This is a genomic window from Mycobacterium sp. NGS62, from assembly GCF_059812285.1.
In genome coordinates this window covers 70,571-90,914 of sequence record NZ_JCALCK010000002.1, presented here as the reverse complement: position 1 = coordinate 90,914, position 20,344 = coordinate 70,571, and the positions used below count along the sequence as shown (strand labels likewise).

Annotated in this window: 24 protein-coding genes and 1 pseudogene; 13 read left to right on the top strand and 12 right to left on the bottom strand. The window is 66.4% G+C overall.

What is annotated here, in order from left to right; translation table 11 throughout:
* Positions 1-20: 20 nt before the first annotated feature.
* Complete coding sequence (gene moeZ / locus AC5Y49_RS05225) at positions 21-1,199, bottom strand: adenylyltransferase/sulfurtransferase MoeZ (protein WP_499884741.1); 1,179 nt, start codon at positions 1,197-1,199, stop codon at positions 21-23.
* 90 nt (positions 1,200-1,289) lie between these two features.
* A complete protein-coding gene (locus AC5Y49_RS05220; RefSeq protein WP_499884740.1) occupies positions 1,290-2,342 on the bottom strand; it encodes a DUF3152 domain-containing protein in 1,053 nt (350 codons plus the stop codon).
* Positions 2,343-2,522: 180 nt separating this feature from the next.
* Between AC5Y49_RS05220 and fasR the strand changes: the two genes are divergently transcribed.
* On the top strand, positions 2,523-3,179 hold the full coding sequence (fasR, locus tag AC5Y49_RS05215) for an HTH-type transcriptional activator FasR (protein ID WP_499884739.1): 657 nt from the start codon (positions 2,523-2,525) through the stop codon (positions 3,177-3,179).
* Here the strand turns inward: fasR and AC5Y49_RS05210 are convergent.
* Positions 3,166-3,414: a DUF3107 domain-containing protein gene (locus AC5Y49_RS05210; protein WP_499884738.1), complete on the bottom strand. Its 249-nt coding sequence runs from the start codon at positions 3,412-3,414 to the stop codon at positions 3,166-3,168. The genes fasR and AC5Y49_RS05210 overlap by 14 nt on opposite strands.
* 191 nt (positions 3,415-3,605) lie before the next feature.
* On the opposite strand from AC5Y49_RS05210, the gene AC5Y49_RS05205 reads away from it, so the two are divergent.
* Entirely contained in the window at positions 3,606-4,256 is a 651-nt protein-coding gene (locus AC5Y49_RS05205; protein WP_499884737.1) for an MmpS family transport accessory protein, read from the top strand.
* A 16-nt stretch (positions 4,257-4,272) separates the two neighbouring features.
* Here the strand turns inward: AC5Y49_RS05205 and AC5Y49_RS05200 are convergent, their stop codons facing one another.
* Positions 4,273-4,968, bottom strand: a complete 696-nt coding sequence (locus AC5Y49_RS05200; protein ID WP_499884736.1) for a ferritin-like fold-containing protein — start codon at positions 4,966-4,968, stop codon at positions 4,273-4,275.
* 314 nt (positions 4,969-5,282) lie between these two features.
* Here AC5Y49_RS05200 and AC5Y49_RS05195 point away from each other — a divergent pair, with 314 nt between their 5' ends.
* Both AC5Y49_RS05195 and AC5Y49_RS05190 read left to right on the top strand, forming a co-directional pair.
* Entirely contained in the window at positions 5,283-6,773 is a 1,491-nt protein-coding gene (locus AC5Y49_RS05195; RefSeq protein WP_499886242.1) for a DEAD/DEAH box helicase, read from the top strand.
* A 20-nt stretch (positions 6,774-6,793) separates the two neighbouring features.
* Positions 6,794-8,011, top strand: coding sequence for an Rv3212 family protein (locus AC5Y49_RS05190; protein WP_499884735.1), 1,218 nt, complete (start codon positions 6,794-6,796; stop codon positions 8,009-8,011).
* Positions 8,012-8,013: 2 nt separating this feature from the next.
* On the opposite strand, the gene AC5Y49_RS05185 is transcribed toward AC5Y49_RS05190, so the two are convergent.
* Positions 8,014-8,808 (bottom strand): ParA family protein, encoded by a 795-nt coding sequence (locus AC5Y49_RS05185; RefSeq protein WP_499884734.1) that lies wholly within the window; start codon positions 8,806-8,808, stop codon positions 8,014-8,016.
* A 126-nt stretch (positions 8,809-8,934) separates the two neighbouring features.
* On the opposite strand from AC5Y49_RS05185, the gene AC5Y49_RS05180 reads away from it, so the two are divergent.
* Genes AC5Y49_RS05180 through AC5Y49_RS05170 form a run of 3 tightly spaced genes read left to right on the top strand, consistent with a single transcriptional unit; the run spans position 8,935 to position 11,107 of the window.
* Positions 8,935-9,534, top strand: coding sequence for an acid phosphatase (locus AC5Y49_RS05180; protein WP_499884733.1), 600 nt, complete (start codon positions 8,935-8,937; stop codon positions 9,532-9,534).
* Complete coding sequence (locus AC5Y49_RS05175; RefSeq protein WP_499884732.1) at positions 9,531-10,628, top strand: isochorismate synthase; 1,098 nt, start codon at positions 9,531-9,533, stop codon at positions 10,626-10,628. Before AC5Y49_RS05180 ends, AC5Y49_RS05175 begins: the two co-directional genes overlap by 4 nt.
* Positions 10,625-11,107 (top strand): GNAT family N-acetyltransferase, encoded by a 483-nt coding sequence (locus AC5Y49_RS05170; protein WP_499884731.1) that lies wholly within the window; start codon positions 10,625-10,627, stop codon positions 11,105-11,107. The genes AC5Y49_RS05175 and AC5Y49_RS05170 overlap by 4 nt, the downstream gene beginning before the upstream one ends.
* On the opposite strand, the pseudogene AC5Y49_RS05165 reads toward AC5Y49_RS05170, so the two are convergent.
* A pseudogene (locus AC5Y49_RS05165) lies at positions 11,059-11,488 on the bottom strand (hypothetical protein). The gene AC5Y49_RS05170 and the pseudogene AC5Y49_RS05165 overlap by 49 nt on opposite strands.
* A gap of 86 nt (positions 11,489-11,574) precedes the next feature.
* Between AC5Y49_RS05165 and AC5Y49_RS05160 the strand changes: the two are divergent.
* Positions 11,575-12,540 carry a diacylglycerol/lipid kinase family protein gene (locus tag AC5Y49_RS05160; RefSeq protein ID WP_499884730.1) on the top strand — a complete coding sequence of 322 codons (966 nt, stop codon included), beginning with the start codon at positions 11,575-11,577 and terminating at the stop codon, positions 12,538-12,540.
* A 256-nt stretch (positions 12,541-12,796) separates the two neighbouring features.
* Positions 12,797-13,051 (top strand): transcriptional regulator WhiB1, encoded by a 255-nt coding sequence (gene whiB1, locus AC5Y49_RS05155; RefSeq protein WP_023371700.1) that lies wholly within the window; start codon positions 12,797-12,799, stop codon positions 13,049-13,051.
* Positions 13,052-13,239: 188 nt separating this feature from the next.
* On the opposite strand, the gene AC5Y49_RS05150 is transcribed toward whiB1, so the two are convergent.
* Positions 13,240-14,766: a sensor histidine kinase gene (locus tag AC5Y49_RS05150; protein ID WP_499884729.1), complete on the bottom strand. Its 1,527-nt coding sequence runs from the start codon at positions 14,764-14,766 to the stop codon at positions 13,240-13,242.
* A 37-nt stretch (positions 14,767-14,803) separates the two neighbouring features.
* Entirely contained in the window at positions 14,804-15,019 is a 216-nt protein-coding gene (locus AC5Y49_RS05145; protein ID WP_065016657.1) for a biotin/lipoyl-binding carrier protein, read from the bottom strand.
* Between the two features lie 310 nt (positions 15,020-15,329).
* On the opposite strand from AC5Y49_RS05145, the gene AC5Y49_RS05140 reads away from it, so the two are divergent.
* Positions 15,330-16,028 carry a hypothetical protein gene (locus AC5Y49_RS05140; RefSeq protein ID WP_499884728.1) on the top strand — a complete coding sequence of 233 codons (699 nt, stop codon included), beginning with the start codon at positions 15,330-15,332 and terminating at the stop codon, positions 16,026-16,028.
* A 70-nt stretch (positions 16,029-16,098) separates the two neighbouring features.
* A complete protein-coding gene (locus AC5Y49_RS05135) occupies positions 16,099-16,173 on the top strand; it encodes a 50S ribosomal protein bL37 (RefSeq protein ID WP_003416889.1) in 75 nt (24 codons plus the stop codon).
* 36 nt (positions 16,174-16,209) lie between these two features.
* Here AC5Y49_RS05135 and rsrA read toward each other — a convergent pair whose 3' ends face one another.
* Both rsrA and AC5Y49_RS05125 read right to left on the bottom strand, forming a co-directional pair.
* Positions 16,210-16,518, bottom strand: a complete 309-nt coding sequence (rsrA, locus tag AC5Y49_RS05130) for a mycothiol system anti-sigma-R factor (protein WP_499884727.1) — start codon at positions 16,516-16,518, stop codon at positions 16,210-16,212.
* Positions 16,515-17,165 (bottom strand): sigma-70 family RNA polymerase sigma factor, encoded by a 651-nt coding sequence (locus tag AC5Y49_RS05125; RefSeq protein ID WP_499886240.1) that lies wholly within the window; start codon positions 17,163-17,165, stop codon positions 16,515-16,517. Before AC5Y49_RS05125 ends, rsrA begins: the two co-directional genes overlap by 4 nt.
* Positions 17,166-17,440: 275 nt before the next feature.
* Between AC5Y49_RS05125 and AC5Y49_RS05120 the strand changes: the two genes are divergently transcribed.
* Both AC5Y49_RS05120 and AC5Y49_RS05115 read left to right on the top strand, forming a co-directional pair.
* Positions 17,441-18,289, top strand: a complete 849-nt coding sequence (locus AC5Y49_RS05120) for an SDR family oxidoreductase (RefSeq protein ID WP_499884726.1) — start codon at positions 17,441-17,443, stop codon at positions 18,287-18,289.
* Positions 18,290-18,292: 3 nt separating this feature from the next.
* Positions 18,293-18,781 carry a YbaK/EbsC family protein gene (locus AC5Y49_RS05115; protein ID WP_499884725.1) on the top strand — a complete coding sequence of 163 codons (489 nt, stop codon included), beginning with the start codon at positions 18,293-18,295 and terminating at the stop codon, positions 18,779-18,781.
* On the opposite strand, the gene AC5Y49_RS05110 is transcribed toward AC5Y49_RS05115, so the two are convergent.
* Positions 18,772-19,527, bottom strand: a complete 756-nt coding sequence (locus AC5Y49_RS05110) for a class I SAM-dependent methyltransferase (RefSeq protein ID WP_499884724.1) — start codon at positions 19,525-19,527, stop codon at positions 18,772-18,774. The two genes, AC5Y49_RS05115 and AC5Y49_RS05110, sit on opposite strands and share 10 nt — an antisense overlap.
* Positions 19,524-20,333 carry an enoyl-CoA hydratase/isomerase family protein gene (locus tag AC5Y49_RS05105; protein ID WP_499886238.1) on the bottom strand — a complete coding sequence of 270 codons (810 nt, stop codon included), beginning with the start codon at positions 20,331-20,333 and terminating at the stop codon, positions 19,524-19,526. The genes AC5Y49_RS05110 and AC5Y49_RS05105 overlap by 4 nt, the downstream gene beginning before the upstream one ends.
* Between the last annotated feature and the right edge of the window lie 11 nt (positions 20,334-20,344).

Genomic DNA, 20,344 nt, shown 5'->3' with positions numbered 1-20,344 from the left:
GGGTCAGCTGGGCAGACGCGTTAGTACATGACCATGTCGGGCTGCATTTGCTGCGCCCAGGCAACGATGCCGCCCTGCAGATGGACCGCATCGGCGAATCCGGCCTTCTTCACCGCCGCCAGAGCCTCGGCTGACCGCACACCGGTCTTGCAATACAGCACCGGTACCCGGTCCTGAGGCACCTTGGCCAGCCCTTCGCCGGAGTTGATCGATGACTGCGGGATCAACTGCGCGCCGTCGATGTGGTTGATGTCCCACTCCACCGGCTCGCGCACATCGATCAGGGCAACCTTTTTGCCCGAGTCCAGCAACTCGCGCAACTCGCGCGGCGTGATCGTGGCATCTGCCGCTGCGTCGGCCGCCTCATCGGAGACCACCCCACAAAAGGCGTCGTAGTCGATCAGCTCGGTGATCTTCGGCGTCGTGGGATCTTTGCGGATCGAGATCGTGCGGTAGCTCATCTCCAGGGCGTCATAGACCATCAACCGGCCCAGCAACGACTCGCCGATGCCAGTGATCAGTTTGATCGCCTCGGTGCCCATCACCGAGGCGATCGACGCGCACAGGATGCCCAACACCCCGCCCTCGGCGCACGACGGCACCATGCCGGGAGGCGGCGGCTCGGGATACAAATCGCGGTAGTTGAGGCCGTGTCCGTCGGGCGCATCCTCCCAGAACACCGAGACCTGGCCCTCGAAGCGGTAGATCGAGCCCCAGACATACGGCTTGTGCGCCAGCACGGCGGCGTCGTTGACCAGATAACGGGTGGCGAAGTTGTCGGTGCCGTCGAGAATCAGGTCGTATTGCTCGAAGAGGCCAACGGCGTTGTCCGGTTCCAATCGCTCTTCGTGCAAGCGCACTTCGACCAGCGGGTTGATTTCGGTGATCGAGTCGCGCGCCGACTGCGCCTTCGAGCGGCCGATGTCGGACACGCCATGGATGATTTGGCGCTGCAGGTTGGACTCGTCGACGACGTCGAAGTCGATGATGCCGATGGTTCCCACGCCGGCGGCGGCCAGATACAGCAACGCGGGCGCGCCGAGTCCGCCCGCGCCGATCACCAGAACCCGCGCGTTTTTGAGCCGCTTCTGCCCGTCGACGCCGACGTCGGGAATGATCAGATGGCGGCTGTAGCGCGCGACTTCATCGCGCGTCAGCCCGGCGGCCGGCTCAACCAGCGGTGGCAACAACGTCGACACCGAATATCTCCTCAATTTTTGTCAGCTAGACCCATCACAGCAGTTGCCTGGATCAACGGCAAACAGCCGGGGAACCTTCCCGACGACCAGTCAGGCGATCGGGTACGGCCACGGATTGAACTGGCATGTCTTTCCGTCAGCCTTGACCCAGTCCGGGTCGAACTTGGCATCGTCGTCGTTGGCTGTCGAAAAGGTTTGTTGCATCATCACCGGCGCCAGCCCGCCCTGCTTGTCGCACGGCTCGTGACGCAGATAGCCGATGGCGTGACCCACCTCGTGGTTGATCACGTACTGGCGGTAGGAGCCGACATCACCTTGGAAGGGCATCGCTCCGCGCACCCACCGGGCCTCGTTGATGAACACCCGCTGCTGGCCGCCGGGACTGAACGACGGGTTGTAGCACGAGGCCTCCAGCGGAATCTCGTAGCCGCAGCCCTCGCGTACGGTCATCGGAGAGCTCAGCGAGATCCGGAAGTCAGGGTTTGTGCCGTCGGATCCGTCGATCCGGATGAAGGCGATCTGCGGATTGTGGGTCCAGCTCTTGGGATTGGCCAACGTCTGGTCGACCATTCGCGCGAACGCATCGTCGCCGCCGAACGTGGTCGGATCGATCCCGTTTTCGACCTCCACGGTGTAGCGGAACACCTTCGCGGTGCCCTGTCCGACCTGCGGCATAACACCTGGGACGACGCGCCAGGTCTTGTCACCGGCCGGGGTGAACGGACCGCCGTCCGGCAGTACGCCGGTGGGCAGGCTGGCGTCGAATTCGGTCAGCCCGCGTGGCGGCGCGCCGATGATGGCGGTGCCCACCGATCCGATCGTCGGCGGTCCCTGGACCGGCTCCTCCGAAGCGGGCGCCGGCGCGCTGGTCCCGGTGGCCGTCTGGTACAGCACCACTGCAGTGAGCGCCGCCAGGACCGGGAGCGCATAGGCACGCCAGCCGTAGGTGGACACGAACCGGCCCAGCCAGGTTTGTTTGCGCCAACGGCGCGGCCGGTCGCGATTGGACCGGGTTCGGCCCGAGCCCCAAGCGAGCGGATCCCGCTGAGCACGCAGCGGTTCTCGCCAGTCGTCGCGGAGCACCGGCACCTGGCCGGTTCCACGTGGCTCTGGGTCGAAACTCACCGCCCCAGGATCGCACATTCGCTGCTAAGGACGCCGCTAGCTGGGCTCTTGGCGCGCCCGGCGGCTCGGTACGACGGCTTCGGCGGTGATTGGAATAGTCAATAACAAACAGGCGGCCATGCGGGTAGTAGTGTCTTTGCGATCAGCAGCGCGCGGCGACGCCGACGGCGCGTGTGCTGACGATCAGATGAGGACTTGATGAGCGATCTCGCCAACGCGGCCGGAAGGCGGTCGACGGACACCGTCGCCCCCGCGCGGCGCGGTAACCGGTTGCCCCGTGACGAGCGGCGAGGTCAACTGCTCATCGCTGCCAGTAATGTTTTCGTGTACCGCGGTTATCACGCCGCCGGCATGGACGAGATCGCCGACCGGGCCGGTGTCAGTAAACCTGTTCTGTACCAACACTTCTCCAGCAAGCTTGAGTTGTATTTGGCGGTGTTGAATCGGCATGTCGAGAATTTGGTGTCGGGCGTGCGGCAAGCGCTGCGCACCACCACCGACAACCGGCAACGGTTGCGTTCGGCGGTGCAGGCGTTCTTCGACTTCATCGAGCACGACGGCCAGGGCTACCGGCTGATCTTCGAGAACGACAACGTCACCGAGCCGCAGGTGGCCTCCCAGGTGCGGGTGGCCACCGAATCGTGCATCGACGCGGTGTTCGACCTCATCAGCGCCGATTCCGGGTTGGACCCGCACCGGGCCCGAATGATCGCCGTGGGCCTGGTCGGTATCAGCGTCGACTGCGCCAGATACTGGCTGGACACCGATCGTCCGATCTCCAAAGAGGACGCGGTGGATGGCACCGTGCAGTTCGCCTGGGGCGGGTTATCGCACGTGCCGCTTACCCGCTCGTAGCCGGCGCCGAGCCGATTCCGAAGCCCACGCGCCGCGCGTCGGCGACCCCGATTTCGACGTAAGCGATCTTGGCTGCCTGGATCAAGAAGCGACGGCCCTTGTCGTCCGTCAGGCTCAGCACCTGCGAGTTCTGCCCCAGCGCGGCGGTGACCAGCTCTTCGACTTCACCGGGGGCCTGCGCGCTGGTGAAGACCAGCTCGCGCGGGCTGTCCGTGACACCGATCTTGACCTCCACGCTGGCCCCTTCCGTTGTAGGCGTTCTCCAGCAGGCTAGTAGACGCGCCGAAGCGGCCGTGAAAGCCGGTCGGCGCCAAGCATTCGCGGGCCCGGTAGCGACGGGTCGTCGTCGCCAAATCGTGACCAACACGCCCACCCGCGGAGCAATCCACGTCGGGTCACATCGATAACATCTGCAACATCAGCACCATGCAACACCTGGATAGCGACATCCAGGATTACCCAGATGACGAGGTCTACGCGACCTACCCGGACGACGACTGGGTCGGGCCGGTCGACGAACGCTGGCGGCCGATCGCGGCAGTCGCCGGCGTCGTGTTCGTGCTTGCCGTGATCGCCACCGTCGTCATCCTCAACGGCGGCGACAGCGCCTCGACGACGGCTACGGTCGTGCCACCGACCCGCACAGTGATCGCCACCCCGCGACCCACGGCGCCGCCCACCGCCTCGCTCCCGCCGGAGACCGTGACGACGGTGACGCCACCGCCGCGCCAATCCAGCCCCACCGAGGAGCCGACGGCAGCACCGCCACCACCGGAAGTCGGCCCGCCACCGCCGACGCAGCTCGATCCGAACACGGTCGTGTACCGGGTGAACGGGACCAAGGGGTTCCTGGACCTGGTGACCGTCGTTTACACCGACGGCCAAGGAACGCCCCAAACCGACGTGAACGTGTCGCTGCCCTGGTCCAGGACTGTCGTGCTGGCCCCGGGCGTGCAGACCGAGTCCGTCGTGGCGACCAGCCTCACCGGCCGGCTCAGCTGTGCGATCACCAACGCCGAGGGTCAGACCGTCGTGGCGTCGACCACCAGCACGATCATCGCAACCTGCACTCGCTAGGGCGACCGGCGGGCTGTTAGGCCAGGCCCAGTTCGCGCATCCGTTGATCGTGGGTGTGCTGCAGTCGGTCGAAGAACCCCGTCAGCTGGGTGAGGCCATCGGTTCCGGAAACCACCAAATCGACCAGCTCGTCGTGGTCGGCCAACACGTACTGAGCCTGGGTGATGGCTTCACCGAGCAGCCGGCGTGACCACAGCGCCAGCCGGCTACGCTGTTTGGCGCTGGTCGTCACCGCGGCACGCACCTCGGCCACGACGAACTGGGAGTGGCCGGTCTCTGACAGCGTCCCGCGCACGACGTCGGCCACCTCGCCGGGCAGGCCGCCCGCGATCTCCAGATACAAGTCGGCGGCCAGGGCATCGCCGACGTAGGTTTTCACCAGCGCTTCCAGCCAGGTGCTCGGAGTCGTCAGCCGGTGGTAATCGTCAAGTGCCGCGGCATATTTCGACATCGCCGGCACTATGTCGACACCACGCTGTTCCAGCGCGTCGCGCAGTAGCTCGTAGTGCCCCATCTCGGCGGCGGCCATGCGCGCCATCGAAATGCGGCCGCGCAGATCGGGCGCCATCCGTGCCTCGTCGGTGAGCCGATAGAACGCCGCAACTTCGCCGTAAGCCAACAGCGCGAACAACTCGTTGACGCCGGGGTGGTCCGCCGGCAGCCGCGGGGTGGGCGGATCGTCCAACTCATCGGCGCGCGAAGGCGAAGTCATGGCAACACTCTATGCGCGGTGGCGATTGCCACGAATGCACCGGTGGTGACCCGCGATGTCCGGCTTCGCCGCCCAGTTGGGCCGAGATCTCTATCGCATACCGCCGACCAGGTACCATGAGAAAAGGTGGTGGCTGTAGACCCTTACCGCTATTGCCGGCGAAATGTGCGTGCACGCCGTTAGCCCGCCTAGTTGAGCGCAGGGCTTCGCGAATCGGCAACGTATTCGGCAGTTGGACCGTGCGCGCGTGGACCGCGACGAACTGACCGAAATGCAACACCGAAAGGCATATGCGCGCACGCATGACTCCACTGATCACCCCAACCCGCACCCCGCCCCCATCCACATTTGCCGAACTCGGCGTCCGCGACGAAATCGTGCGCGCACTGACCGAACAAGGCATCGAGCGTCCGTTCGCCATTCAGGAGCTCACGCTCCCCCTGGCGCTTGCCGGAGATGACCTGATCGGTCAGGCCCGCACCGGCATGGGCAAGACCTTCGCGTTCGGCGTGCCGCTGCTGCAGCGGATCACGACCAGCGAGCCACCGCTGACCGGCATCCCCCGAGCGCTCGTCGTGGTGCCCACCCGCGAACTGTGCCTGCAGGTGTCCGGCGACCTGGCCACCGCGGCCAAGCACTTGCAAGCCGACAATGGCCGGCCGTTGTCCGTGGTTTCCATCTACGGCGGCCGGCCCTACGAGCCGCAGATCGAGGCGCTGCGCGCCGGAGCCGACGTCGTGGTGGGCACCCCCGGCCGGTTGCTGGATCTGGCCCAGCAGGGCCACCTGCAACTGGGCGGCCTGGCCGTGCTGGTGCTCGACGAAGCCGACGAGATGCTGGACCTGGGCTTTCTGCCGGACATCGAACGCATCCTGCGGCAGATCCCCGACGAGCGGCAAGCCATGCTGTTCTCGGCGACCATGCCCGATCCCATCATCACGCTGGCCCGCACGTTCATGAACCAACCGACCCACATCCGGGCGGAGGCGCCACACTCGTCGGCCGTGCATGACGCCACCGAGCAGTTCGTCTACCGCGCGCACGCGCTGGACAAGGTCGAGCTGGTCAGCCGGATACTGCAGGCCCGCGAGCGCGGCGCCACGATGATCTTCACGCGCACCAAGCGCACCGCCCAGAAGGTGGCCGACGAGCTGGCCGAACGTGGTTTCGCGGTCGGCGCGGTCCATGGCGACCTCGGTCAAGTGGCCCGCGAGAAAGCACTCAAGTCATTTCGGGCCGGGGATATCGATGTCTTGGTCGCGACCGACGTGGCTGCCCGGGGCATCGACATCGACGACGTCACCCACGTCATCAATTACCAGTGTCCCGACGACGAGAAGACGTATGTGCACCGCATCGGCCGGACCGGCCGGGCCGGCCGCACCGGCGTGGCAGTCACCTTGGTGGACTGGGACGAGTTGGCCCGCTGGACGATGATCGACAAGGCGCTCGGTCTGGGCTGCCCGGATCCGGCGGAGACCTACTCCAGCTCACCGCACCTGTACACCGAATTGGGCATCCCGACTGACGCCAACGGCACAGTCGGTACGCCGCGGAAGTCGCAGGTCAAACGCGCCCCGTCGAACGAAGGCGACGGCCAACGACCGCGCAAGAGCACCCGCTCACGCCGACGCACTCGCGGCGGCAAGCCGGCGACTGGGCATCCGGACGCCGGTGCCAGCAATGGCGAGGGCCCGGCCGAAGCCCCGTCCGGCACGTCGTCCGGCGAAAGCGCGCACAACGGACGCCGCCGTCGCCGCAGGCGGCCCCGCAAAGCGGCGGAGGTCGCCGCGAACACCAACTGAGTCCGCGCCACTGCCGCGCCATGGTCAAACCCGAACGTCGTACCAGGGCCGACATGGTGGCTGCAGCGGTGATCGCGGCGGTGGTCGCCGTCGTCGCGGCGCTGATCTGGTGGACCAGCGACGCCCGGGCAACCAACAGCAACCCCGCGGCGGTGCCGGCGCCCACTCCCCGGTCGGCCACTGAGGTGCCCGCAACGCTGAGGCAGCTCTGGACCGCCGACAGCGCGGCAACCACCGCGCCGGTAGTGGTCGGCGGCACGGTTGTCACCGGCGACGCCCGCTCGGTCGCCGGACACGATCCGGCCAGCGGTGAGGTGCGCTGGTCCTATGCCCGCGGCACCGATTTGTGCGCGGTGTCCTGGGTCTACCGCTACGCGGTCGCGGTTTATCGCGATGGCCGGGGTTGCGGCCAGGTCAGCGCCATCGACGGATCGACCGGCCAGCGTGGCCCCGCCCGCAGCAGCTATGCCGACAAGCAGGTCGAGGTGTCCTCGGACGGGACGACGGTGTTGTCGGTGGGCGATACCCGGCTTGAGCTTTGGCGCTCGGACATGGTCCGGATGCTGTCCTACGGCGAGATCGACGCTCGCATCAAACCGTCGTCGCAAGGGCTGCACACCGGCTGCACGTTGACCTCGGCGGCGGCCAGCTCGTCGGCGGCGTCGGTGCTGGAGGCATGCCCCAACCAGGCCGATCTGCGGCTCACACTGCTGCGCCCGAGCAAGGAAGAAGACGAACCCGAGCAACGGTATGTCCCCCAGCCGGGCATCGGAGCCGGTTCCGGTGCGCGGGTACTGGCGGTGTCGGAGACCAGCACCCTGCTGTATCTGCCCTCCCCGCAGCCCAGAGTCGACGTGGTCGACGAAACCGGCACCACCGTTTCCAGCACGCTGCTGCCCAAGCAGCCGTGGCCGGCTAGCGCGGTCTCCAAGCCCGGCAACCTGGTCACCTGGTGGACCGGCGATGCGGTGCTGGTGTTCGACGCGGCCACGTTGAGCTACCGCTACACGATCGCGGCGGCAGGGCCGGCCGTGCCGCTCGGGCCGGCGACGATTATGGCTGGCCGGCTGCTGGTCCCGGTTACCGGTGGGCTCGGTGTCTACGACCCGGCCACCGGCGCCGACGATCACGTCCTGCCGGTGAACCGGGCGCCGATCCCGTCGCCGGTGATCCCCGCTGTGCTGGGTTCGCAGATCGTCGAGCAGCGCGGCGACACGGTCGTGGCGCTGGGTGGCTAGCGCTACATCTCCAGGCTGAAGCTTGGCAGCGGCTTGCCCGACTTCCAGTGCTTGAGCAGCGCTTGCGCCAGGTCGCGATAGGCGGCGGCGCCCTTGTTCTTGCGTGCGGCCATCACCGACGACCCCGACGCGCTGGCCTCGGCGAAACGAACCGTGCGCGGGATGGGCGGCGCAAGCACCGGCAGCTCGTAGCGGTCGGCGACGTCGAGCAGCACATCGCGGGTGTGGGTGGTGCGCGGGTCATACAGCGTCGGTAGCGCGCCCAATAACCGCAGTCGGGGGTTGGTGATCTGCTGCACGTCGGCGACCGTGCGCAGGAACTGGCCGACGCCGCGGTGAGCCAACGTTTCGCACTGCAGCGGCACCATGACCTCGTCGGCGGCCGTCAGCCCGTTGAGGGTGAGCACCCCCAATGAGGGCGGGCAGTCGATGACGACCACGTCGAACTGGTCGCTGAGCTTGTCCAGCGCGCGTTTGAGCGCGTACTCGCGGCCGGCTCGCATCAGCAGCATCGCCTCCGCGCCGGCCAAATCGATGTTGGCCGGTAGCAGCGTCATGCCCTCGACGGTGGCGACCAGCGCGGCACTGGGTTCCACCTCGCCGAGCAGCACCTCGTGCACGGAAACCGGCAGCTTGTCGGGATCTTGGCCAAGCGAAAAGGTCAGACAGCCCTGCGGATCGAGATCGACCAACAGCACTCGTTGTCCACTGTCCGCCATCGCGGCTCCCAGCGAGGCCACCGTGGTCGTCTTGGCCACTCCGCCCTTCTGGTTGGCTATCGCCAATACCCGGGTCATTAAGCGCCGCTCCTCCTGATCGCTTCCCCTGCGTCGTCGCCCGATGGGGGCGTCCATGCCATCCTGGCATCTATCCCCTGCTGCCCGCGCGGCGATCGCGATGTGTGTCAGGCACAATCGGTCGCCATGGGCGTCGAGAACCACCGACTGGTGCTACTCCGCCACGGTGAGACCGAATGGTCCAAGTCGGGCCGGCACACCAGTCGCACCGATCTCGACCTCACCGATGATGGCCGGAGCCAAGCCGTTGCCGCGGGGCAAGCGCTCGGTGAGCTGCACGTGGAGGATCCGATGGTGATCGCCAGCCCACGGCGACGCGCCGTGGCGACCGCCGAGCTGGCCGGCTTGGCCATCCACCAGACAGCGCCGCTGATCGCCGAATGGGATTACGGCTCCTACGAGGGCCTGACGACCGCGCAAATTCAGCAGTCCCAACCGGACTGGCTGGTTTGGACGCACGGTTGCCCGGACGGCGAGACCGTCGACCAGGTCAGCGACCGCGCAGATCGGGCTGTCGAGTTGGCGCTCGAGCACCTGGCGACTCGCGATGTGCTGTTTGTCGGCCACGGCCACTTCTCCCGTGCGGTGATCGCTCGGTGGCTCGAACTGCCGCTGTTCGAGGGGAGCCGCGTCGGCATGGCCGCCGGTTCGATCGCGGTCTGCGGCTTCGAACATCAAATCCGCCAGCTCGGCGGGCTCGTGCAACCACGCACGACCGGCCGATGACATCCGAGCCGCCGTTCGTTCTGAGCGGTCCGGGCGGGGTACTGCTTGGCGACCGCGTTCGAGGCCGCTATCGCGACGTGGCCAGCGCACAAGCCGCGCTGCGTTCAGGTGCGGCGTCAATCATACTGGGCGCGTTGCCCTTTGACGTGAACAAACCGGCTGCGCTGATGTCGCCGCACGCCGTGCGGCACGAGCAGACCTTGTCCGAGTGGCCGTCCGGCCCGCTGCCGCCGGTACACATTGCCGAGATGGTCCCCCCGCCCGCGGAACACCGCGCCCGAGTACGGCGGGCATGCGATCAGCTGGCCGCGCCGGGCAGCGCTCTGCAGAAAGTCGTGCTGGCGCGCGCATTGCGGTTGGTTGCCGAGACGCCGCTGGATGCCCGAGTGGTTCTGCGCCGACTGACCGCCAACGACCCTGGCGCTTACGGCTATCTCGTCGACCTCACGGCGGCGGGCGACCAGTATGAGGGGATGACGCTGGTCGGCGCCAGCCCAGAACTGCTGGTTGCCCGCGACGGTGACCGAGTGACGTGTCAGCCCTTCGCCGGCTCGGCACCGCGCGCCGTCGACCCCGACGTCGACGCCGCAACCGGTGCCGCGCTGGCCGAATCGGCCAAGAACCGTCACGAGCACCAATTGGTCATCGACGCGATGGTTGAGGCCCTTGAGCCGCTGTGCAGTGAGTTGACGATTGCGTCCACACCGCAGCTGAGTCACACCGCGGCGCTGTGGCATCTGAGCACCCCGATCAGCGGACGGCTACGCCGACCTTCGGTGACCGCAATGGATTTGGCGCTGGCACTGCATCCCACACCGGCGGTCGGCGGCTCTCCCACAAGCACTGCGGCGCAGCTCATCAGCCAGCTGGAGGGCGACCGCGGGTTCTACGCCGGCGCGGTTGGCTGGTGTGACGCGCGCGGCGACGGCCGGTGGGTAGTGTCCATCCGCTGTGCGCAGCTGTCGGCCGACCGCCGCACCGCGCTTGCTCACTCCGGCGGCGGCATCGTCGCCGAAAGCGATCCGGACGACGAAGTAGAGGAAACCACAATGAAATTCGTCACGATTCTGAGCGCGCTGGGGGTTCAGCCGTGACAGCGCAGATCCGACCAGCGACACGGTCAGACGTCGCGATGATCACCGCGATGATCCATGAGCTGGCCGACTTCGAGCGCGCGTCCGACGACTGCACCGTCACCGAACGGCACATCAGCACTGCGCTTTTCGACGAGCCGGTGACGCTGCGGGGACACGTCGCCGACATGCACGGTGACATCGCTGCGGCGGCGCTGTGGTTCCTCACCTTCTCCACGTGGGACGGTGTTGCGGGTATCCATCTGGAGGATCTCTACGTGCGCCCGCAATTTCGCCGTCGCGGGCTGGCCCGTGCGCTGCTGGCGACGCTGGCGCGCGAATGCATCGACAACGGCTACACGCGACTGTCGTGGGCGGTGCTGAACTGGAACTCCGATGCGATCACGCTCTATGACGCCGTCGGCGGTCAGCCGCAGCGGGAGTGGACAACCTATCGGCTGTCCGGCTCAGAGCTGGCCGAGCTGGCCGAATCACACTGACCAGTCGGAGAGCCAGCGCAGCACAGGGGAACTGAACAGCAACGCCAGCACGGTCACCGCCATAAGGCCCAGCAGAATCCCGGCTGGCAGCCGATGAGATCCCGCCGCGAGATACCACGCGACCGGCAGTAACAGCAGTTGGGCGAACACCGCGGGTCCGCGTCCCCATCGCTTCCCGGCCAGCAACGCGCATCCAGCCGCCAGCAGCCCGCCGCCGATGAGGATGAACCACACTGCGGTCCCAAAACCGTTGACCGCGTGCTGATCGGCGCCACCGAGTCCCCGTAACAGCAGCACTGCGGCCACTACCAAACCGGCGCTACCTTGTACGGCAACGATCAGGCCCGCGGCGCGCAGGCTGGTCGGAGCCGGGACAGTCATGGCGTCAGCGTAGCCACCGACTGAACCCAATGGACCGCGCCGCTGCACGGCTCGGCATCACCGCCGGTCCCGTAGGCTTTGGCGTCATGCGCGCCGTGCTGATCGTCAACCCGACCGCGACCTCCACCACTTCCGCAGGGCGCGACCTGTTGACGCACGCGCTGCAGAGCCGTCTTCAACTGACCGTCGAACACACCACCCACCGCGGCCACGGCGGTGAAATCGCACAGGCGGCCGCCGATGACGGTGTCGATTTGCTGGTCGTGCACGGCGGCGACGGCACCGTCAGCAACATTGTCAACGGCCTGCTCGGAGCGCCGGGCCAGTTGCCGACCGGCCACGTCCCGGCGGTGGCGATCGTGCCCGGCGGCTCGGCGAATGTGCTGGCCCGCTCGTTGGGCATCTATCCCGACCCGGTCGACGCCACCAACCAGCTGATCGGGCTGCTCGACCAATACGGGCACCAGCCGAACTGGCGCCGGATCGGAGTGATCGACTGTGGCGAGCGTTGGGCAGTGCTCAACGCCGGGATGGGCGTCGACGCCGAGGTAGTGGCCGCGGTCGAAGCGCAACGCGAAAAGGGCCGCAAAGTGACGCCGTCGCGCTATATCCGCACGGCGGTGCCGGCGGTGCTGGCCAGCACGCGTCGCGAACCGCGGTTGACGGTGCACCTGCCCGGTCGCGACCCGGTTTCGGGGGTGCACTTCGTCTTCGTGTCCAACTCCAGCCCGTGGACCTTCGCCGACGACCGGCCGGTGTGGACAAACCCCGACTGCAGCTTCGAATCCGGCCTGGGCGTTTTCGGTGTCACCAGCCTGAAGGTGATCCCGACGTTGAAGGTTGTCCGGCAGATGCTTGCCAAGCAGCCGAAAATGCGGGCCAAGCAGCTGGTCCGCGACGACGATGCAGCCTGCGTGCGGGTCACCTGCGACGGGCCACCGATTGCCAGCCAATTTGACGGTGACTATCTCGGCGAGCGTGAGCAGATGACCTTTCGAGCCGTTCCCGACGCGCTGTCCGTTGTGGCTCCGCCGGCAAAAAATCATGCCTGAACTGCGGTAACCGCCAATTCAGGCTAATCGAGGACGCAACTGCGCCGGGATCGTAGTACAAACGATTAAGGGTTTTAGAACCAGACCCTCAAAGTGAGATTGCCCACCTGTCCGCGCGCGCTATTGACATCCGTTGAGCCTGTGAAACGATCGAATGATCGCGTGCAACGGTACCGAGACTTTCTTGTGCCCGCGTTAACAGCCGAAGAAAAATGCCCGTGCGCTCTGCTGCGCACATAGTGAGGAGTAACGACGTATGGATTGGCGCCACAAGGCGGTCTGTCGCGACGAAGACCCGGAGCTGTTCTTCCCGGTGGGGAACAGCGGGCCGGCGCTCGCCCAGATCGCTGACGCGAAACTGGTCTGTAACCGCTGCCCGGTGACCACCGAATGCCTGTCCTGGGCGCTGAATACCGGCCAGGACTCCGGCGTGTGGGGCGGAATGAGTGAAGACGAACGACGCGCGCTCAAGCGCCGCAACGCTCGGACCAAGGCTCGCAGCGGAGTCTGACAAAAACCCTTTGACGTCGCGGCCTCGGCAACTGCCGGGGCCGCGACATTGTGTGAAGGGTCCCGTGGCGATCGCGAGCGCGGCCGTGGCGATCGCGAGCGCGGCCGTGGCGATCGCGAGCGCGGCGGAGCCGGGCGAAGCGGGTCGCCACAATTGGCGGAGCCGGGCGAAGCGGGCCGCTGCGCACACTATTGGACGAGCCTGGCGCGGCGCCCAATCGGGACACGTAACACCACATCGGTGCCGCCCTCGGCGGCATCGTGCATGCGCAGCGACCCGTCGAGTTCGGCGGATACCAGGGTCCGCACGATCTGCAGGCCGAGGCGGTCGGACTTTTCCACGCTGAACCCGTCGGGCAGCCCGCGGCCATTGTCATGAACCACCACGTCGAGCCAGCGGGCGGACCTCTCGGAGCGAATGGTCACCGAGCCGGTCCCGCCGACACGACCGGCAAAACCGCCGCCGTTCGGGTCGAAAGCGTGCTCGATGGCGTTTTGCACCAGTTCGGTGATCACCATGATCAGCGCTGTGGCCCGGTCGGAGTCCAGCACGCCGAGCATGCCGGTCCGGTTGATCCGGATCGGCGTATCCACCGTCGCCACGTCGTTCATGATCGGCAGGATTCGGTCGATCACCTCGTCGAGGTTGACTTCTTCGTTGACCGACATCGATAACGCGTCATGGACCAGCGCGATCGACGACACTCGGCGCACCGATTCGATCAGCGCCTCACGGCCTTCTGAGTTCGTCGTCCGGCGTGCCTGCAGGCGCAGTAGCGCAGCCACGGTCTGCAGATTGTTCTTCACCCGGTGGTGGATTTCTCGAATCGTGGCGTCTTTGGACATCAGCGCACGATCGCGGCGCTTGACCTCGGTCACGTCGCGGACCAGCACCGCCGCCCCGGCCGCCGCGCCGTGCACCACCAGCGGCAGCGTGCGCAACAACACCGCCGCGCCGCCGGCGTCCACCTCCATGCGCATGCTCGAGCCGCCGGCCAACGAGTCCTGCACATGGTCGGCGAGTTCCTGGGCTTCGAACGGATCGGAGATCAACGGACGGGTCACCTCGACGAGGTTGTGACCCTCCAATTCCGAGGTCAGACCCATCCGGTGATAGGCCGACAGCGCGTTCGGGCTGGCGTAGGACACCACACCGTTGACATCGAGGCGGATGAAGCCGTCACCGGCCCGCGGGCTGGAGCGCGACATTGCCACGTCGCCCACATTGGGAAAGGTGCCTTCCGACAGCATGTGCACGAGATCTGCTGCGCAGTCGACGTAGGCGGTCTCCAGCGGACTGGATTTGCGCACCGCGGCCGCCGCTGCGGTTTGATGGGTCAGCACCGCGACCACCCGGTCGCCGTACCTGACAGGCACCGCTTCGACGTTCAGACCGGTCTGTAACCGCGGATCCTCGTGAGCCGCAACATTTCCGCGCCCAATGACACCGGAATCGAACGCCGCTGCGACCAGCGGCACCTTGTCGGCGGGAAAGACGGTGCCGACAGCATCCCGTAGTAGGACCGTCGGCGCAGTATTGGGCCGGCATTGCGCCACACATACCAGCGCGCCGTCGTCCCGGCGTACCCACATCAGGTAATCGGCGAACGACAGATCAGCGAGCAGCTGCCATTCCCCGACCACTGCGTGCAGGTGGTCGACGGCGCTACCCGGCAGGATGGTGTGTTCGGCGAGCAGATCACCCAGAGTCGACATAAGTCACTCCCGGTGCTGGGTTCGGCAAAGCCAATGGCTAACTGATGACCGCGATAAGGTCGCCGGCCTGAATGACATCTCCCACCGATACGCTCACTTTGCTGACTGTGCCGGCGACTTCGGCCAGGACCGGAATTTCCATCTTCATCGACTCCAACAGCACGACAGTGTCGCCTTCGCCGATCTGGTCGCCCTCTTTGACCACGACTTCGAGCACGCTGGCCACGATCTCCGCGCGGACGTCCTCGGCCATCATTACCCCGTTCGTCACCCAGCCGCTGTTTGCGCCATTCCCGTCGCTCACATCGAACCACAATCGGCCACCGGCGGTGCGCCGAGAGGGTCCTCCGGGGACCGCCTCGCAGAGAGTAAGCAAACTCCAAGATTGGTAAGCAAATCTATAGAGTTCGTTCCGTGACCGTGTCGTGTTTCTTTTGTGACTATTGAGCAGCATTGTTTCCAGAGTGATTTGAGTGGCTGAAGAGCATTGGGTGTACGAATTGAGTGGAGGTGCAATTCCGTTGTTCACGAACATGTTTGAGATTTCGAAGTCATGTAGGCCGGTGGTTCGCGCGACCGTCGGCGCGGGGGTTGCGCTTGCCGCGATGGCTGGGATCGGTCTTGGCAGCGGCGTTGCCGGGGCGACTCCCCAGCAACCTGTCCTGGTCGATGATCCAGTACCTGTTCCCGCCGCCGACCCCACCAGCGGGGTGGGCATCAGCAATGCGATCTTCAACGAGTTAGGTGCGCTGCTGAACGCTGTTTTCCCGGGCAGCGGATCGGTGTTCATGCCCGCCAGCTCCGGTGCAAGCCCGGTGACTCCCGGATACCCCAGCACGCTGCCCGGCCAGCTGCCCGGCACACTGCCTGGTCAGGTTCCGAGCACGTTGCCCGGCCAGGTTCCTGGCCAGCTTCCCGGCACGCTGCCTGGTCAGGTTCCGGGCACACTGACCCCCGGCCAGACACCCAGCACGCTGCCCGGCCAGGTTCCCGGCACGCTGCCGGGCCAGGTTCCCAGCACGCTGCCCGGCCAGGTTCCGGGCACGCTGACCCCCGGCCAGACACCAACAACACCGGGCACTTTGACTCCTGGCCAGGCGCCGGCGACCCCAGGGCTGCTTTCGCCCGGCCAGACCCCCACAGTGCCGGGCCAACCCAGCGCCCTGACGCCGGGCCAGACCCCGGCGATACCGGGCTTACCCGCCCAAACGCCCGGGGCGACCAGCCTTCCGGCCCCGGGCCAGGCCGTCCCGGTCGTCTAGACCCTGGCACCGCCGAACTTCGGCCGCATGAAAGACTGACCAGCCGGTATAGCTACAAGGAGGATCAGTCATGGCCAAACGAGGCCGGAAGAAGCGCGACCGCAAGTACAGCAAGGCCAACCACGGCAAGCGCCCCAATTCCTAATCCGGCGTCGTCGCGGACCGGCGGGGCAATCCAGTCTCAGAGGGGCCAGGTGCCCTGTCGGCGGATGATGGTGGTTCGGCTGATTTCCAGGCGTAACCGTTCGCGAAGGCCCTCCGGGGCCTTCTCGCCTCGGCATTTCATGGCGATCAACGACTTGATCCGCTCCTCGAGCCCGTAGTGCCGCAAGCAACCGGGGCATTCCTCGAGGTGCTGACGCAGCTTCTGTCGGGTTTCCGCGGTGCATTCACCGTCGAGCAGGGTCCATACCTCTGCGATGACTTCGGCGCAGTCAGCCTTGGCGCGGGCGTCCTCAGCGCTGCCCGATCCGCAAGAGAACTCAGTCACGACGACACCTCCTCGGGTGCCTGGCCGCCCCGCAGGAAGCCCCGTTCCTTGGCCACGTCGGCCAACAACCCACGCAGCTGGCGTCTGCCGCGGTGGAGGCGCGACATCACCGTGCCGATCGGCGTATCCATGATCTCGGCGATCTCCTTGTACGGGAAACCCTCTACATCCGCGTAATACACCGCCATCCGGAAGTCTTCGGGCAGCGCCTGGAGCGCTTCTTTGATCTCGGTATCCGGCAGCGCCTCCAGCGCCTCCACTTCTGCGGAGCGCAAGCCCGTCGAAGAGTGCTCAGCGCTGGCGGCCAGCTGCCAGTCGGTGATTTCGTCGGTCGGGTACTGGGCCGGCTGGCGCTGCTTTTTGCGGTAGCTGTTGATGTAGGTGTTGGTCAGAATGCGGTACAGCCACGCCTTGAGATTGGTGCCCGGCGTGAACGAGCGGAAGCCCGCATAGGCCTTCACCATGGTCTCCTGTAGCAGGTCTTCGGCGTCGGCCGGATTGCGCGTCATGCGCAGGGCGCCACCGTAAAGCTGATCTAGCAGCGGGATCGCGTCGCGTTCGAAGCGTGCCGTGAGCTGCTCGTCCGTCTCCTCCCTGGGATCGGGCGCGGCCACTTCGGGCCCGGTCGAGCCATCGCTGTCGGCCATCTTGGTTGTCACAATCCCTTCGGTAGCGGTATCACCGGACAGCCCGGGCACCAACACCGGACGCTCCAGCAGGCTCATCGCCGTTGACACCAGACTCCCCTTCTCCCCAATCTAAAGGCTGCACCCGACAGTGTCTTGTGTGGCCGTCACGGCGGCCACCGAACTGTGATGGTCAACAGCTTCGGCGATCCGGCTATTTCCTGGCCAGGCCAACCGTCGGTACCTGATTTGGACCGCTGATCCCGGCCCGGCGCCCGCGGCGTTACTGTGACGCCATGTCTCTGAACGGCAAAACCATGTTCATTTCCGGGGCCAGCCGCGGTATCGGCCTGGCGATCGCCATGCGGGCCGCGCGCGACGGGGCCAACATTGCGCTGATCGCCAAGACCGCCGAACCGCACCCCAAACTGCCGGGCACGGTGTACACCGCGGCGAAAGAGTTGGAGGACGCCGGCGGGCAGGCGCTGCCGATCGTCGGTGACATTCGCGACGGCGACTCGGTTGAGGCGGCAGTCGCCCAGACCGTGGAGCAGTTCGGTGGCATCGACATGTGCGTGAATAACGCGTCGGCGATCAACCTGGGATCCATCACCGAGGTGCCGCTGAAGCGTTTCGACCTGATGAACGGCATCCAGGTGCGCGGCACCTATGCGGTGTCGGCGGCCTGTATCCCGCACATGAAAGGCCGGGACAACCCGCACATTCTGACCCTCTCGCCGCCGATACTGCTCGAGTCCAAGTGGCTCAAGCCGACCGCGTACATGATGGCTAAATTCGGAATGACGTTGTGCGCCTTGGGTATTGCCGAGGAGCTGCGTGCCGACGGCATCGCATCCAATACCCTGTGGCCACGCACCCTGGTGGCCACCGCCGCCGTACAGAACCTGCTGGGCGGCGACGAGGCGATGGCGCGGGCGCGCAAGCCCGAGGTGTACGCCGACGCCGCCTACGTCATCCTCAACAAGCCCGCCGGTGACTACACCGGTAACTCGGTGCTGTGCGAGGACGTATTGGTCGAATCCGGGGTCAGCGATTTGTCGGTATATGACTGCACACCGGGCGGTGAGCTCGGGGTTGACCTGTGGGTGGAAAGCCCGAACCCGCCCGGATACCGCGCGCCGTAGTCGATGCCGGGTGCAGCGACTCCGGCGCTTGCGGCGCTATCGGCTGCGGGCGTGGCGCATGAGGTGGTGAGGTTCGCCCACGATCCGCAGGAAGGCGCGTTCGGTGACGAAGCTGTCCGCCTGCTGACCGACGCGCACGGCATCGCACCGGCACAGATCTACAAAACGCTGGTCATTGCCGGGCCCGACGGACTGGCCGTTGCCGTACTGCCGGTGCCGTCCCGACTGTCGCTGAAGGCCGCGGCCGCGGCATTAGGGCTTTCCCGCGCGACGATGGCTGACCGCACTATTGCAGAGCGGGCGACCGGTTATGTGGTGGGCGCGGTGTCGCCACTTGGGCAGCGCAAACCGCTGCCAACTGTCATCGACGCCGACGTGCTGGGCTGGGATCGGGTGTATTGCAGTGCCGGCCGGCGCGGCTGGGACGTCGCGGTGACTCCCGCAGATCTGATCCGGCTCACCGGCGCGGTGACCGCCAACATTCAAGCCTGACTCCCCGGCAGGTCCGCAACAACGAGCCGATATCCGAGATCCAGCTGTGGCTTGCCCAGAAGATCGGCATGCCGACGTGTCCACTCGCCAGTGGCAAGATCGGTGCGCAGCCGTGAGAGTCCCTCTCGGAGCAGAGGTTCCGGTGTCAGGGCAAGCATCGACATCCCGGCTCGGGCTTCTGCCTCGAGGTAGGCGTGTGGGCGGCGCCAATAGGCTCCGCCGAATCCGTCAACGCAGTCGTACGGAATCGGGACCGTCTGGATCGACGCATTGCCAAGCAACGACCCCAATTTGGTGATCGGCACAGCCAGCCGCGCATCCGTCTCCGCGGCAGCGGGCAGGTATTCGCGCAAGAGCCAGAACTCACGAAACACGGCGTCGTCCCAGGTGAGGATGACAACACGGCGGCGTGCGATGCGCGTCATCTCAGCGATCCCGACCTCCAGCTTGGCCCAGTGGTGGACGGTCAGGACCGCGAGTGCGGCATCGACGGCACCGGTGCGAAGAGGCAGTCGTTCTGCAACAGCCTCGATCACCGGTGCAGCACCAACCGGGCGTTGCGCGATCATGACGCGACTGGGTTCCACCGCGACGACGGTGTTCGACGGTTCGTAGGAGCCGGTTCCGGCGCCGATGTTCGCAATCGTCGCGATGCCCTGCAAAGCATGGTCGATAACCGCGCCGATCCGTGGATCCGATTGTCGGGTAACCGAATACGTGCGCCCGGCTTGGTCGTACCGAGTCAATGTCTGGCCAGCATGGCGTGCACGCTATCGGCGAATGCGGCGGTGGTGAAGCAGATCGGTTCGGCGAATTCCTCCAGCGTCAGCGCGTCGTTCCAGCTGGCATCAGCGGCGGTGCGCAGCAGCGGCTTCGTCATGGCGATGGCGTGGGCGGGAATCGAGGCGACGCGCGAACACCAGCCGTCCGCCACGGCGAGAAGCTGGTCATGGGCGACGACCTCGTGCACCAGGCCGAGTCGTTGCGCGGCGTGGGCGTCGATGTGCTCGCCCCGTAGGTAGTACGCCAGCGCGCCCTGGTAGCCGAGACGCCGGGTCAGCGCCCAGCTGGTGCCGACCTCGGGAATCAGGCCGAGATGGCCGAACGCGGGGACGATCACCGCGCGTTCGCTGGCGATGGTGAGGTCACAGGTCAGGGCCCAGGCCAGCCCGACGCCGGCGGCGGGACCGTTGAGCGCAGCCACGAAGATGGTGTCCGATCCGGCGATCAGCCTTGCGATGCCGCCGAATTCACGACGGATCCACCGCCAGACGTCGGCGACTCCTTCGGGCTGGCTCAGCCGCTCGGTGGCCGCACGCATCATTTTCAGGTCGCCGCCGGCGCTGAAGCCGGGGTCCTCGCCAGTCACCACGACCGCGCGGATATCGGTGTCGGCGGCGAGGTCCTCCAGTGCCCGGCGCAGTTGTCGTACCAGCGGCGCGGAAAGCACATTGAGTCGGTCGGGTTCGTCGAGAGTCACCACCGCGCGGTCGCCGCGATGCTCGACGCGAACCCGCTGCGGCGCCTGCCGATCGTCGCCATCGGCGACCATGCGCTCGTACA